The sequence below is a fragment of the Amycolatopsis sp. NPDC049688 genome (genome assembly GCF_040674975.1).
Lineage (GTDB): Bacteria > Actinomycetota > Actinomycetes > Mycobacteriales > Pseudonocardiaceae > Amycolatopsis.
Genome location: NZ_JBFANY010000019.1, coordinates 1 through 13164, shown reverse-complemented (window position 1 = coordinate 13164; position 13164 = coordinate 1). Strand labels below are relative to the sequence as shown.

Annotated in this window: 14 protein-coding genes; 10 read left to right on the top strand and 4 right to left on the bottom strand. The window is 72.6% G+C overall.

The genetic code is table 11. The features are described 5' to 3' along the window. Positions 1–48: 48 nt before the first annotated feature. A complete protein-coding gene (locus AB0J55_RS38945) occupies positions 49–2286 on the bottom strand; it encodes a helicase-associated domain-containing protein (RefSeq protein ID WP_364260735.1) in 2238 nt (745 codons plus the stop codon). Positions 2287–2376: 90 nt separating this feature from the next. Here AB0J55_RS38945 and AB0J55_RS38940 point away from each other — a divergent pair, with 90 nt between their 5' ends. The 5 genes from AB0J55_RS38940 to AB0J55_RS38920 all read left to right on the top strand — a co-directional run bounded on the left by AB0J55_RS38940 (position 2377) and on the right by AB0J55_RS38920 (position 6071). Then, the gene (locus tag AB0J55_RS38940) at positions 2377–2556 is read left to right on the top strand and encodes a hypothetical protein (RefSeq protein ID WP_091318522.1); all 180 of its coding nucleotides are present in this window, start codon (positions 2377–2379) and stop codon (positions 2554–2556) included. Between the two features lie 114 nt (positions 2557–2670). Further along, a complete protein-coding gene (locus AB0J55_RS38935; RefSeq protein ID WP_364260732.1) occupies positions 2671–4059 on the top strand; it encodes an NAD-dependent malic enzyme in 1389 nt (462 codons plus the stop codon). Positions 4060–4074: 15 nt separating this feature from the next. Continuing rightward, on the top strand, positions 4075–4677 hold the full coding sequence (locus AB0J55_RS38930; protein ID WP_364260729.1) for a hypothetical protein: 603 nt from the start codon (positions 4075–4077) through the stop codon (positions 4675–4677). Positions 4678–4686: 9 nt separating this feature from the next. Further along, a complete protein-coding gene (gene moaC, locus AB0J55_RS38925; protein ID WP_086852742.1) occupies positions 4687–5157 on the top strand; it encodes a cyclic pyranopterin monophosphate synthase MoaC in 471 nt (156 codons plus the stop codon). Continuing rightward, a complete protein-coding gene (locus AB0J55_RS38920) occupies positions 5154–6071 on the top strand; it encodes a molybdenum cofactor biosynthesis protein MoaE (RefSeq protein WP_364260725.1) in 918 nt (305 codons plus the stop codon). The genes moaC and AB0J55_RS38920 overlap by 4 nt, the downstream gene beginning before the upstream one ends. 133 nt (positions 6072–6204) lie before the next feature. On the opposite strand, the gene AB0J55_RS38915 is transcribed toward AB0J55_RS38920, so the two are convergent. The 3 genes from AB0J55_RS38915 to moaA form a co-directional block, all read right to left on the bottom strand. Continuing rightward, positions 6205–6849, bottom strand: coding sequence for a transglycosylase family protein (locus AB0J55_RS38915; protein ID WP_364260722.1), 645 nt, complete (start codon positions 6847–6849; stop codon positions 6205–6207). 1179 nt (positions 6850–8028) lie between these two features. Then, on the bottom strand, positions 8029–8289 hold the full coding sequence (locus tag AB0J55_RS38910; protein WP_364260719.1) for a MoaD/ThiS family protein: 261 nt from the start codon (positions 8287–8289) through the stop codon (positions 8029–8031). Between the two features lies 1 nt (position 8290). Then, positions 8291–9298, bottom strand: coding sequence for a GTP 3',8-cyclase MoaA (gene moaA / locus AB0J55_RS38905; protein ID WP_364260716.1), 1008 nt, complete (start codon positions 9296–9298; stop codon positions 8291–8293). Positions 9299–9448: 150 nt separating this feature from the next. Between moaA and AB0J55_RS38900 the strand changes: the two genes are divergently transcribed. From AB0J55_RS38900 to AB0J55_RS38880, 5 genes are all read left to right on the top strand, one after another. After that, positions 9449–9928: a MarR family transcriptional regulator gene (locus AB0J55_RS38900; protein ID WP_364260713.1), complete on the top strand. Its 480-nt coding sequence runs from the start codon at positions 9449–9451 to the stop codon at positions 9926–9928. A gap of 33 nt (positions 9929–9961) precedes the next feature. Beyond that, positions 9962–10366, top strand: a complete 405-nt coding sequence (locus AB0J55_RS38895; protein ID WP_364260710.1) for a TOBE domain-containing protein — start codon at positions 9962–9964, stop codon at positions 10364–10366. Then, a complete protein-coding gene (gene modA, locus AB0J55_RS38890) occupies positions 10363–11175 on the top strand; it encodes a molybdate ABC transporter substrate-binding protein (RefSeq protein WP_364260707.1) in 813 nt (270 codons plus the stop codon). Before AB0J55_RS38895 ends, modA begins: the two co-directional genes overlap by 4 nt. A gap of 58 nt (positions 11176–11233) precedes the next feature. Continuing rightward, entirely contained in the window at positions 11234–12001 is a 768-nt protein-coding gene (locus AB0J55_RS38885; protein ID WP_364260704.1) for an ABC transporter permease, read from the top strand. Further along, positions 11998–13164: ATP-binding cassette domain-containing protein (locus tag AB0J55_RS38880; RefSeq protein WP_364260701.1), on the top strand; the 1167-nt coding region annotated here is incomplete at its 3' end. The genes AB0J55_RS38885 and AB0J55_RS38880, both read left to right, overlap by 4 nt.

Below are 13164 nucleotides of genomic sequence, written 5' to 3'. Positions count from 1 at the left end.
ACCACCTGCCCGCCCGGCCGGGCGGGGATTCACCGGATCCGGCGGCGGTCAATCCTCCACGAGCGCTGCGGAGGTAATGCGGTGGAGGGAATACCGCTCGTTGTTGTCGCCTTCGAGGACCCCGCCGCCGACGCGGACCGGCCGGACCACGCGCTGGCTCGCCGTCCCCTTCGAGTCCACGAACCCGATCCAGACCTCACGGCGTTCGAGGGTGGCCCGGGACAGCAGCTCGAGCGTCGCCGACGTGTCCGCGCCGCCGCCGACCGGCGCTCGTACCGCCGAACCCCGCCGCCGGGCCGTCGCCGCGTCACCCGCGCGGAGGTTGGAGACGATCCGGGCCGCCTGGTCCTCGGTCAGCACCGCCTGCTCGCCGGGGCTGCGGCGGGCCGCCCGGGCCTTCGCCGGCAGCCGGCGGCCGCCGGGCCGGATGTCGACCACCCGGCCGTCCGGGCCCTCCGCCGCCGGCGCGAAACCGGCGCCGCGCAGGCCCGCCAGGACCTCGTGCAGCGGGTCCGGGCTGATCACGACCGTCGGCGCGATCAGCCGCAGGGCGTGCTCGGCCGCGACCGGGTGGGCCAGGACCTCGGCCAGCAACGCCTCGTCGTCGCACCGCAGGAAGGACGCCGCCGTGCCGCCGCGCAGCCGCCCGTGCCGCCGGGCGACGTCGTCGACCAGGTAGCTCAGGCCCTGTGGCACCGGGGTCGCCGACTTGGCCTTGAACAGCGCGTGCAGCTCGTCGGCCGTGCGCCCGGTGTCCAGCGCCCGCCGCACCGAGCCTTCGGTGATCCGGTAGACCGTCGCGTGCCCCGCCGACTCGACGTCGGCCACCGCCGCCATCTCTGCCGCCAGCTCCGGCTCCAGCGGCCCCGGCGCGACGACCGTCAGGTCGGCCTGCAGCAGCACGCGGTCCACCGGCGCGGGCAGCGCGTCGAGGATCGCCTCGACCGCGGCCGGCCGGTCGTCGGCGAGCAGGGCCCGCGTCGCCGTCGTGAGGCCGCCCAGCCCGACGATCCCGAGCGCACTCGCCTCGGCCATCGTCCAGCGGACGGTCTCGTCCCGCAGCCGCCCGCCCCGCCGCGGGGCGCGCCAGGCGAGCACCGCGACGAGCTCGTCGACGCTCTTCACCCCGGCGCCCGCCGGGAGGTCGGCCAGCGCCGAGAGGACCCGCCGCCGGGAGACCGGCGCCAGCGGGCGGCGCAGTTCCTCCGACAGCGGCGCGATCGGCTTGTCCTTGGCGTCGCGGCCGCCGGCCAGCCCCGGCAGGCGCGGCAGTTCCAGCCACGCCTGGGCGAGCGTCATCCACCGCTGCGCGGTCGGCGAGGCGAGCCACGAGTCGGTCAGCGTCGTCGGCACCCATTCGGGCACGGTCGCCTCGCTGTCGGCGACGAGCCCGGCGCCCACGGCCAGCTCGGCCAGCAGGACCGCCTGCGTCTCGTCGATCTCCAGGTCCTTGGCGAGCTTCTTCAGCTCGCGCACGCCGAGGCCGCCCGACTTGAGCACCGGCGGCGGAGCGGCCGACCACGCGCGCAGCAGGGCTTCGGTGTGGCGCAGGAACTCCATCGCCTCACCGGCCGCCGCCTCGTCCAAAGTGGACGGCTGGTGCGGGTGGACCGGCAGCTCGGGCTCGGTGAGCGCACCCGGCGCGAACACCCCGCCGCGCAGCGCGATCCCGAGCTCGCGCGGCAGCTCGACGGTCTGGTCGTCGCGCCGCAGCAGCAGGCCGCGGGCGAGCAGCTTCTGCACCGGCGTCTCGGCCTTCTCCAGGGAGAAGTCCCGCCCGGCGTCGCGGGTGCGCCCGATCGGCGGCCCGGCGGCGAGGGCGTTCAGCACGCCGCGCTCGTCTTCGGGCAGCTCGGCGAGCCGGGCTCCGAGGTCTTCACCGGCCAGCGACGGCGCCGACGCGCCCAGCCCGGCCGGGAACGGCCCGAGCGCCTCACGGGCGGCGGGCGGCACGCGCAGCGCGTCGTCGGGGCCCCAGGCCAGCGCCCGCGCGCGCAGGCAGGCCAGCTGCCCGCTGATGTCGGCCCCGACGAGCTTGGCGACGTCTTCGACCGGCACCGGATCCCGGTCGGCGCTGGCGAGCAGGCAGGCTTCGAGCACGGCGAGGGTGACGGTGTCGAGGTCCTCGCAGGCGCGCGCGACCGAGCCCGGCGTGCCGGCCCGGGTGGCCAGCACCGTGCTGTCGGACGGCGGGGGCGTGGACAGGTCGCGCCGCGTGCGGAGCAGCTCTGCGAGTGCGTCGTCGGACTCCGCACGCAGCCAGTCCGCCAAAGAGGTCGCGGGCATAGAAGACCAGGGTACCGGGCGGTTGCGCCGGACTGCCCGGCCTCAGGCAGACTGTCCCCGTAAGACCGTCGTGCGGCTGTGGAGGACGTTGTGGCCAAGGGTGAGAAGAAGCACAAGGGCATCGACCCGACCTGGCCGGGCGAGGACGGCGAGCACCCCGTGACCGAGCTCGCGTCCGACCGCCAGGGCGCGCTGTCGCCGTTCGGTGACATCACCTTCCCCCTCGACACGGTGCCCTACGTGCACCCGGAGACCGAGATCAACCGCTGACCGGTTCCAGCGGCAGAGTTACTGGTCAGTACCGGTATCGGCCCCTCGTGAGGGCGGTCACGGGAGTAGGTTCCCTCCCGTCCCAGCCACCTTTCCCATGCGGGGGTAAGTGCCATGCCGGTTCCCGGTCCCGGATATTCGATCACCGTCCGGGTCGAGGCCCCGGCCTCGTCCACCGCGGCCGGTGACCTGACCACGGCGGTGGGGCGCGTCGGCGGCGTGCTGACCGCGTTCGACGTCGTCGAGTCCCACTCCGACTCGATCGTGGTCGACATCAGCGCCAACGCGCTGTCGGAGAACCACGCGAACGACATCACGCAGACGCTGGACTCGCTGCCCGGTGTCCGGGTCCGCAAGGTCTCCGACCGGACGTTCCTGATCCACCTCGGCGGCAAGATCGAGGTCACCCCGAAGGTCGCGCTCCGCAACCGTGACGACCTCTCCCGCGCCTACACCCCGGGTGTCGCCCGGGTCTGCCAGGCGATCGCCGCCAACCCCGAGGACGCGCGCCGGCTGACCATCAAGCGCAACACCGTCGCGGTGCTGACGGACGGGTCCGCGGTGCTCGGCCTCGGCAACATCGGCCCCGCCGCGGCGCTGCCGGTGATGGAGGGCAAGGCGGCGCTGTTCAAGAAGTTCGCCGACGTCGACGCGTGGCCGGTCTGCCTGGACACCCAGGACACCGAAGAGATCATCATGATCGCCAAGGCGCTGGCCCCGGTGTACGCGGGCATCAACCTCGAGGACATCGCCGCGCCCCGCTGCTTCGAGATCGAGAAGCGGCTGCGCGAGCAGCTGGACATCCCGGTGTTCCACGACGACCAGCACGGCACGGCGATCGTGGTGGTCGCGGCGCTGCGCAACGCGCTGCGCGTGGTGGGCAAGAACATCGAGGACTGCAAGATCGTGGTCAGCGGCGTCGGCGCGGCCGGTTCGGCGATCATCCGCCTGCTGCTGCACAAGAACCCGGGCGACATCGTGGCGGCGGACATCGACGGGATCGTCCACTCGGCCCGCGGCAACCTCGACGACAACCTGGCGTGGATCGCCTCGCACACGAACAAGGAGCAGATCAGCGGCACGCTGCACGAGGCTCTGGCGGGCGCGGACGTGTTCATCGGCGTGTCGGCGCCCAACCTGTTCGGCGCCGAGCAGGTGGCGACGATGAAGTCCGACGCGGTGGTCTTCGCGCTGGCGAACCCCGACCCGGAGATCGACCCCCTGGAGGCCCAGAAGCACGCCGCGGTGGTGGCGACGGGCCGCAGCGACTTCCCGAACCAGATCAACAACGTCCTGGCGTTCCCGGGCGTGTTCCGCGGGCTGCTGGACGCCCACGCGCACAACATCGACGACTCGATGCTCCTGGCGGCGGCCGACGCGATCGCGGACGTGGTGGACAACGGCAAGCTGAACGCGTCGTTCATCGTGCCGAGCGTGTTCGACAGCGCGGTGGCGCCGGCCGTGGCGGAGGCGGTCCGGAAGGCGGTGCTCGCCGAGCGCTGAGCCGGGCATCGGCTCATGGACACCACCGAGCTGCTCCGGCGCGCCGCCGGCCTCGTCCCGGACGACGCCCGGAGCGGCGCCGGGTTCGGGGCCGCCGACGTGCACGACTGTCTCCGCCAAGACGACTGGGAGTTCGCGCTCGACATCCTCGAGGACTTCGGCGGCGTCCGGTGGCAGACCGTCGAATACTGGGAGCTCCTCGAGGAGGCCGCCCGGCAGCTGTTCCTCCACCGGAAGGTCGCCTGGTGCCAGTGGCGGGGCTGGGAAACCCGCCACGGCATCATCCGGGCCGACCTCCGGCTGGTCGCCCCCGAAGCGGGCGGCCGTCGCACCCCGGTTCCCGGGGAGGGGCAGCTGCGGCCGATGTGGGCCCTCGGCCGGTCTGTCGCCGGAGGGCGCGGTGACCTGCACGTCGCGCGGATCTGGGTCGAGTTCGCCCCCGCCCTCGAGCCCGGTGGACAGGGCTCCGTCCGCCTCGCCCCGCTCGTGCCGCCGAACTGGCGTCACCTGGCCCCAGGGGACTCGATCACCATGCACGAACGATCGCCGGTCGCGGGGACCGCGACGATCACCGAGGTGCAGCAGCCCCGGCCCGCCTCGGCCCGGCGCCGGAAGTAGCCTCGGGACGTGAGTGAACTCAGCCACGTCGACGAAACCGGCGCCGCCCGGATGGTCGACGTCTCCGGCAAGACCGCGACCGCGCGCACCGCGCTCGCCGCCGGCACCGTGCGGACCACCGCCGAGGTGCTCCGGCTGCTGGCCACCGACGGCCTCCCGAAGGGTGATGCGCTCGCCACCGCCCGGATCGCCGGGATCATGGGCGCCAAGCGGGTGCCCGAGCTGATCCCGCTGTGCCACCAGATCGCGCTGTCCGGGGTCAAGGTCGAGTTCACCCTCGGCGAGGCCGAGGTGGGCATCCGCGCGACGGCGAAGACCACCGACGTCACCGGCGTCGAGATGGAGGCGCTGACCGCGGTGGCGGTCGCCGGGCTGACCCTGCACGACATGATCAAGGCCGTCGACCCGGCGGCGACCCTGGACGAGGTCCGCCTGCTCCGCAAGGACGGCGGCAAGACCGGAACGTGGGAGCGGCCGTGAAGCGCACCGCGCGCGTGATCGTGGCGTCCAACCGCGCCGCGAAGGGCGTCTACGAAGACAAGACGGGCCCGGTGATCACGGCCTGGCTGACCGAACGCGGGTACGACGTGCCGTCGCCGGTCGTCGTCGAGGACGGCGACCCGGTGGGCGTGGCGCTGCGGGCCGCGCTGGCCGACGGCGTCGCGGTGGTGCTCACGACGGGCGGCACCGGCATCTCGCCGACCGACCGCACCCCGGACGTCACCCGCGCGGTCCTGGACCACGAGCTCCCGGGCGTGGCGGACGCGATCCGCGCGGCGGGCCTGCCGAAGGTGCCGACGGCGGTGCTGTCGCGCGGTGTGGCGGGCGTGGCGGGGCGGACCCTGGTGGTGAACCTCCCGGGCTCCAGCGGCGGCGTCAGGGACGGTCTGGGCGTGCTGGAGGGCATCCTGGAGCACGCGGTGGACCAGCTGGCGGGCGGCGACCACCCGCGGGTCTCTCCGCGCGCTGAGGTGCGCGTGGCGCGGGCGGTGGTGACCGAGGAGCCGCTGTCGGTGGAGGAGCACGCCCGCCTGGTCGAGGACGACGCGGCGGGCGCGGTGGTGACGTTCTCGGGGGTGGTCCGCGACCACGACGGCGGCAAGGGCGTCCGGGACCTGACGTACGAAGGCCACCCGAGCGCGGGCCAGGTGATCGCGGAGGTGGTGGCGGACCTGTCGGCCCGCTGGACGGGAGTCCGAGCGGTGGCGGTGAGCCACCGCCTGGGCGCGTTGACGATCGGCGACGTGGCCCTGGCGTGCGCGGTGGCGGCGGAGCACCGCGGCCAGGCGTTCTCGGCGTGCTCGGAGCTGGTGGACGAGGTCAAGGCGCGCCTGCCGGTGTGGAAGCACCAGCACTTCACCGACGGCACGGACGAGTGGGTCAACTCGCCCTGACGGCGCCTGGACCTGCGCGGCCCCTGCACCTCGCCGTGGAACGCGTGAAGGGCTCCCACCGCCCGGGGGATCGGCGGTGGGAGCCCTTTCAGGTCACGGCTCGAGGCCGGACTCGCGCATCACTGCGTGATCGTCACTTGGTGGCGATCTTCTGCCCGACGAGGATCAGGTCCGCGTTCGGGATGTACTTCGCGTTCAGCTCCTGCAGCTTCTGGTAGCCGCCCTGGACGTTGAACTGCTTGGCGATCTTGGACAGGGTGTCGCCCGCCACGACGGTGTAGTCACCGGCCGGGTTGGAGCCGCTCACGCCGGTCGCCACCGGGGCCGCCTGGGCCACCGGGGCCGCCTTCTTCGGGGCGGGCGCGGAGGTGCTCTTCTTCGGGGTCACCTTCTTGGTGACCTTGCCGGTGGCCTTGGGGGCCGACGAACCGCTGCCGCCCTTCTTGCCACAGACCGGCCACGCGCCGATGCCCTGACCCTGCAGGACACGCTCGGCCACGGCGATCTGCTCCTCGCGGGAAGCGTTCGCCGCGCTGCCGGAACCGCCGTAGGCCTTCCAGGTGCTCTGCGAGAACTGCAGGCCGCCGTAGTAGCCGTTGCCGGTGTTGGTGTTCCAGTTGCCGCTGCTCTCACACTGCGCGATGGCGTCCCAGTTGGTCGCCGACGCGGGGGTCGCGGCGATCGCGAGGGGCGCGCCGACCGCAATGCCCGCGATGGCGACGCGAGCGACGGTGCGGGTGGCAGCGGACATCTTGCGGTGCTTGCCTCGGTAAGACATTTGAATGCATCTCGGTTTTCCAGCGCCTACGACTCGGTGGTGAGGGTCAGGATCGGGGTCCTGGCGCCGGCCGTCTCAGACCGGCAGACGAGTCCGACGCACGGCGCGTCATCTTCGTCCCCTCGTCCCTGTCCGGAAATGCTTTCGCTCGGGGTATGGGTCCGGGGATCCGTCGGACAGGGCTAGGCGCTACGGATTCCCGGTCTTGCGCGGTCGGTCGGGGCCAACCGAAAAGCGACGGTACGTAACGATGGCCGTGATCGGAAATTATTCGGGGCGTGACCTACGTCACAGTAACGACACGCAACCCCCTCCGATACCGGTGTTTGCGCAGGTCAGCGGGCCGTTATCTGCCCGTTTCCTGGCCGAGATAAAACACGGATCGTGAGGCTTGCATCACGTGTTTCGCGTAGCGAATGGACCATTCGTGACGTCCGGATCGCGATTGAAGCGCGCATCTTATGGCCACCGGCGGGACGGCGCCAGACTTGACAATCCTGCCCCACCTGCCCCGGGAGTCACAGTAGTCCCACCTGTTCGAGGGGTTTGCGGCCACGCCCGGAGCGACGCCGGTGGCCGCCATCGCTCCCCGGGTCCGACGCCGGGCGCCGGACCAGGTGAAACAGGTCACCGGACGGGTGGTGCCCGGCCGCGACCAGCTTCCCGCGAAAACCCGGAACCGGTGACGCGCCACGCCGAGACCCCGGAAAGCCGGTCGCCGAGCGGTCGGCCGCCGTACCCGAGCGGTCACCGAGATACAGGAAGAACGAACTCCCGCCCCCTCCACCGGACGGCCCACCCCCATCCCCCAAGGGGCAGGGCGTACCTGAACGGTCAGCCCGCGTCCCCAGCCAGTCGGCCCGCGTCCCCGGCCAGTCAGCCCACGTGATCAGAGAGCCGACTCACGTGATCAGGAGGTCAACACGCGTGATCAGAGGGTCGACACACGTGATCAGAGGGTCGACACGCTGCGGCGGGCGCCCCGGCGCCGTGTCGACCCGCCAATCACGTGAGTCGACCCGCCAATCACGTGAGTCGACCCGCCAATCACGTGATTCGACCCTTCAGGCACGCGGACTGACCGTCTGGGGACGCGAGTCGACCCTTCGGGGACGCGGGCCGACCGTCCAGGTGCGCGTGTCGTCCGACTAGGTACGAGAGCGGGGAGGGTGGGGTGGGTCAGCCGCCGGCGAAGGGGGGGAGGACGTCGAGCTCGGCGCCGTCCGTCAGGGGGCGGCTCAGGTCGCGGACCGCCACCCCGTCCAGCAGGTAGCTGACCGCGTCCAGGATCCGCGGCAGACGCTCGGCGTGGCGGCGGCGCAGCTCGGCCACCGCGTCGGCGACCGTTGCGCCGTCGGGGAGCTGTACCTTCTCCTCTTCCGTCCCCGCGGCGGCGCGGGCCGCCGCGAAGTACCGCACCACGATGGTCACGGGACCCATCTCAACCGCCGATCGCGCTCATCGGCCGGATCGGCTGTGCGAATCCGGCGTCGTTGATCTCGTGGCCGGCGAGCTTGCCCCACATCGTCGCCCGCCAGGCGTCCGCCACCTCCTCATCGCGCGCGCCCGCGCGCACGAGGGATCGCAGATCCGTCTCGTCGTTGCTGAACAGGCAGGAGCGAACCGCCCCGTCGGCCGTCAGCCGCGTCCGCTCGCAGGCCGAGCAGAACGGCCGGGTCACCGACGCGATCACGCCGACGTCGCCGGGGCCGCCGTCGACCAGCCAGCGCTCGGCGGGCGCCCCGCCGCGCGCCTCCGAGGCCGGCGTCAGCTCGAAGGAGGCCGAAAGCATCGAGAGGATCTCGGACGCGGTGATCATCTCGCCGCGGTTCCAGCCGTGCTGGGCGTCCAGCGGCATCTGCTCGATGAACCGCAGGTGGTAGCCCTCGGCGAGGCAGAATTTCAGCAGCGGCACGGCCTCGGTCTCGTTGAGCCCGCGGATCAGCACGGCGTTGACCTTCACCGGCGCCATCCCGGCGTCCCGCGCCGCCGCGAGACCGGCGATCACGTGCGAGAGCCGGTCGCGGCGGGTGATCGTCTTGAACGTCTCGGGGTCGACGGTGTCGAGCGAGACGTTGATCCGGTTCAGCCCCGCCTCGGCGAGGCCCGCGGCCCGCCGGGCGAGCCCGATCCCGTTGGTGGTCATGGACAACCGCGGCCGCGGCGACAGTGCCGTGATCTGCGCGACGAGGTCTTCGAGGCCCGGCCGCAGCAGCGGTTCCCCGCCGGTGAGCCGGATGTCGGTGATCCCGAGCTGCTCGACGGCGATCCGCATCAGCCGGACCAGCTCGTCGTCGGTCAGCACCTGCTCGCCGGGCATCCAGTCGAGGCCCTCGGCGGGCATGCAGTAGGTGCAGCGCAGGTTGCACCGATCGGTCAGGGAGACCCGGAGATCGGTGGCCACCCGGCCGAAGGTGTCGATGAGGTGCGGGTTCGCGGGCCTGGGCACGCGAGATGACCCTCGTGTGCCGGGGACGCGAGGAAACCCGAGATCCACTGCCGTCATTACGCCCAGAGTAGCTCCGGAACGGGCGAACCGGCCTCTTCTCTAGGATACTTTGCGCAGTGAGTGGTTCAGCCGCCGAACTAACGAGGGCTTGTGACGGAAAAGACTTACCCGGTCACGGAAGAGGAGCTCTTCCGGTTCGCGGAACTGGGCCGCGCGGGCAGCACGTTCACCGTCCTGCGGCACGCCAGGATCGCCGAGCGGATGGGCCTGTCCGGCACCGACCACAAGACGTTCGACCTGGTCATCCAGGCCGGCGGCCCGCTCACCGCGGGCCGGATCGCCGAGCTGACGGGCCTGTCGACCGGCGCTGTCACCGGCGTGGTCGACCGGCTGGAGAAGGTCGGGCTGGTGCGCCGGGTGCGTGACCCGCACGACCGCCGCAAGGTCCTCGTCGAGGTGGTGCCGGGGGCGGCCGAGCGCTTCGCCCCGCTCTTCGAGTCGGCCTTCGGGGCCCTTCGCGACCTGCTCGCCCAGTTCTCCCCGGCCGAGCGAAAAGTGATCGAGCGTTATCAGAATGTCATGCTCGAAGAGCTGCGCGCCGAAGTCATGGACAATTCGCGCCCCGCGTAGCGTTTCCTCAACTGCGGAGATAATCTCTGCGGCATGCCGCAATTTCGGTTGTCCGAGGCCGCGCGCCTCCTCGGGGTCAGCGACGACACCGTCCGGAGGTGGGTGCGCGCGGGGCAGCTAACCGCGACCGACGACGCCGCCGGCCGCAAGGTCGTCGACGGCGCCCAGCTCGCCGGGTTCGCCCGGGCGCAGGCCGCCGCCCCCGACGACCCCTCGGCGGTCGGCCGGTCGGCCCGCAATAGGTTCGTGGGGCTGGTCACCGAGGTCATCGCCGACAAGGTGATGGCGCAGGTGGAACTGCAGTGCGGGGGGCACCGCGTGGTGTCCCTGATGAGTACCGAAGCCGTCCGCGAGCTGGGCCTGCGCCCCGGCGTGCTCGCGGTCGCGGTGGTCAAAGCGACCACTGTTGTGGTGGAGACACCGGAAGGAAGTAGATGAAGAAGCTCGCTCTCGCCGTGGCGGCCGTTGCCCTCTTCGCGGGCGCGTGCAGCAGCTCGGACGAGCCCAGCACGCAGACCGGCGGGTCGTCCGTCACCGCGCCCGCGCCCAAGGGGGCCGGCAACGCCGGTGGTGGCGGCACGCTGACCGTGTTCGCCGCCGCGTCGCTCACCGAGTCGTTCACCGCGCTCGGCAAGGAGTTCGAGGCCAAGCACCCCGGCACCAGCGTGAAGTTCAGCTTCCAGGGTTCGTCCGCCCTGGTCCAGCAGCTGACCAACGGCGCGAAGGCCGACGTCTTTGCCTCCGCCGACCAGGCCAACATGGACAAGGCCGTCCAGGCTGGCGTGATCGACGGCCAGCCGACGGTCTTCGCGACCAACAAGCTCGCCATCGCGGTCGCGCCGGGCAACCCCAAGGGCATCAAGTCCTTCGCGGACCTGAACAAGCCGGGCCTGACCGTGATCACCTGCGCCCCGCAGGTGCCGTGCGGTGCGGCGGCCAAGAAGGTGGAGACGGCCACCGGCGTCACGCTCAAGCCGAAGAGCGAGGAGCAGGACGTCAAGCAGGTCCTGAACAAGGTCGCCTCCGGCGACGCCGACGCGGGCCTGGTCTACGTCACCGACACGACGTCGTCCGCCGGCAAGGTCGAGAAGGTCGACTTCCCGGAGGCCACCCAGGCGATCAACAGCTACCCGATCGCCGTGGTCAAGGGCGGCCAGAGCGCGCTGGCCAAGGAGTTCGACGACTTCGTCCTCGGCGCCGAGGGCAAGACCGAGCTGACGAAGGTCGGGTTCGGCCCTGCGCAGTAGGCGTGTCGCGAGCGGCCGGCCGGGATCCGTCCCGGCCGGCCGCTCGCGCGTTCCGTGGGTGCTCGCCGTCCCGGCCACCCTCGCGCTGGCCCTCGTCGTGCTGCCGGTCGTCGGCCTGCTGGTGCGCTCGGACCTGACGCGGCTGCCGTCGCTGATCGCCACGCCGTCGTCGTGGCACGCGCTGCGGCTGTCGCTCCTCACGGCCGCGTTGTCCACCCTGACCTGCGTGCTGCTCGGCGTGCCGCTGGCCGTCGTGCTCGCCAGGGCCCGGTTCCGGGGCGTCCGGCTGCTGCGCTCGGTCGTGCTGCTGCCCCTGGTGCTGCCGCCGGTCGTCGGCGGGCTCGCGCTGCTCTACCTGCTCGGCCGCAAGGGCTTCCTCGGCATGCTGATCACGACGCTGACCGGGGAGTCCGTCCCGTTCACCACGACCGCCGTGGTCATCGCGCAGACGTTCGTCGCCATGCCGTTCCTCGTGGTCAGCCTCGAAGGCGCGCTGCGCGGGTCCGGCGACCGGTACGAACAGGTCGCCGCGACGCTCGGCGCGCGCCCGTGGACCGTCTTCCGCCGGGTCACGCTCCCGCTGCTGCTGCCCGCACTGGGCTCCGGCGTCGTGCTCAGCTTCGCCCGCGCGCTCGGCGAGTTCGGCGCGACGATCACCTTCGCCGGCAGCCTCGAAGACGTCACCCGCACCCTGCCGCTCGAGGTCTACACGCAGGCCGAAGTGGACATCGACAGCGCCGTCGCGCTGTCCCTGCTGCTCATCGTCGTGGCGGTCGCCGTGATCGCCGTCGCGCGGCCGCGCTCGTGGGAAGGCGGCCTGCGGTGAGCCTGACCGCCCGGATCACCGCCGTCCGCGGCTCGTTCTCCCTCGACGTCGACCTCGACGTGCCCACCGGCCACGTGCTCGCCCTGCTCGGCCCCAACGGCTCGGGCAAGTCGACGGTCCTGGGCTGTCTCGCCGGGCTGATCACGCCGGCGTCGGCGGAGATCACCGTCTCGGGCCGCGCGCTGGCCGGCGTGCCGCCACACCGCCGGGGGATCGGGCTGCTGTCCCAGGACGCGCTGCTCTTCCCGCACCTCTCGGCGGCGGACAACGTCGCCTTCTCGCCGCGCTCGACCGGCGCCGGCCGCCGCGCCGCCCGGGAGCGCGCCTTCTACTGGCTGGCCGAAGTGGACGCCGTTCCGCTGGCCGGCCGGCGGCCGGGGCAGCTGTCCGGCGGCCAGGCCCAGCGCGTCGCGATCGCCAGGGCCTTGGCCGCCGAACCGGACCTGCTGCTGCTCGACGAGCCGTTCGCCGCCCTCGACGTCGACGCGGCCCCGGCTATCCGCGGACTGCTGCGGCGGGTGCTGAAAACCGGGCCGACGACCGTGCTGGTCACGCACGACCCGCTGGACGCGCTCGCGCTCGCCGACCACGTCGCGGTGCTGAACGACGGCCGCGTCGTCGAACGCGGCCCGACCCGTGAGGTGCTTTCGGCACCGCGGACGGCGTTCACCGCGCGGATCGCCGGGCTCAACCTCGTCGCCGGCACGGCGGTCCCGGAGGGGCTGCGGACGGCGTCCGGCGAGGTGGTCAGCGGCCTCCCGGCGGACGACGTCGTGCCGGGCGAATCCGCGGTGGCGGTGTTCCCGCCGAACGCCGTCGCCGTCTACCCGCACGACGGCGAGCACCGCGGCAGCCCGCGCAACACGACCGACGCCGTCGTCGCGGCCCTGGAGCCGCACGGGCCGGTGATCCGCCTCCGGGCCGAGGGCGACGGCTGGGCCCACGGCCTCACCGCCGACCTCACCCCGGCCGCCGTGGCCGAGCTCGCCCTCGAGCCCGGCTCGGCGGTGACTCTTTCGGTGAAGGCCGCGACCGTGGCGATCCACCCGGCCGCGGCCTCGGGAGTGGTAAGGCGGGTTCTGACTCGCCCTAACCCAAACCCCCCCCCGCGCGGGCGGCGGCGGGGGGGGGGGCGCGAGAGGAAGAGCGACGGGGTGGGCAAG

Excerpts from the sequence above, each read along its gene's own strand:
- AB0J55_RS38945 (WP_364260735.1), bottom strand. The coding sequence starts at position 2,286 with ATGCCCGCGACCTCTTTGGCGGACTGGCTGCGTGCGGAGTCCGACGAC.
- AB0J55_RS38935 (WP_364260732.1), top strand. The coding sequence starts at position 2,671 with ATGCCGGTTCCCGGTCCCGGATATTCGATCACCGTCCGGGTCGAGGCC.
- AB0J55_RS38930 (WP_364260729.1), top strand. The coding sequence starts at position 4,075 with ATGGACACCACCGAGCTGCTCCGGCGCGCCGCCGGCCTCGTCCCGGAC.
- AB0J55_RS38915 (WP_364260722.1), bottom strand. The coding sequence starts at position 6,849 with ATGTCTTACCGAGGCAAGCACCGCAAGATGTCCGCTGCCACCCGCACC.
- AB0J55_RS38910 (WP_364260719.1), bottom strand. The coding sequence starts at position 8,289 with ATGGGTCCCGTGACCATCGTGGTGCGGTACTTCGCGGCGGCCCGCGCC.
- AB0J55_RS38895 (WP_364260710.1), top strand. The coding sequence starts at position 9,962 with ATGCCGCAATTTCGGTTGTCCGAGGCCGCGCGCCTCCTCGGGGTCAGC.
- modA (WP_364260707.1), top strand. The coding sequence starts at position 10,363 with ATGAAGAAGCTCGCTCTCGCCGTGGCGGCCGTTGCCCTCTTCGCGGGC.